Genomic DNA, 255 nt, shown 5'->3' on the forward strand with positions numbered 1-255 from the left:
GATTGTGTAGGAGAAGTTCTCTATGCCAATGCCGCCACCGCCCAGATTTTTGAAGCCCGGTGCATCGGGATTAAGTGTGTAGGTGTAGGAACCATCGGCTGCCAGGACCAGCGTGCCGTAGGTACCGTTGAAGGTGCCTGCAATCACCGGCCCACCTGCTACACGGTCGGCGCCTTGCACGTCGTTGGTCAATACATTGCCCGACAGCTCCATCTGCTGTTCGGTTGCGGTCACGGCGTTGCTGTCGTCCACGGC

At 58.8% G+C, this 255-nt stretch carries 1 protein-coding gene; it reads right to left on the reverse strand.

Annotation, left to right across the window (positions count from 1 at the left end; translation table 11 throughout):
* Positions 1-255: Ig-like domain-containing protein (locus J5M56_RS26020; RefSeq protein ID WP_207938189.1), on the reverse strand; the 255-nt coding region annotated here is incomplete at both ends.

The organism is Pseudomonas sp. 51_B, from assembly GCF_017491595.1.
GTDB classification, from domain to species: Bacteria; Pseudomonadota; Gammaproteobacteria; order Pseudomonadales; family Pseudomonadaceae; genus Aquipseudomonas; species Aquipseudomonas promysalinigenes.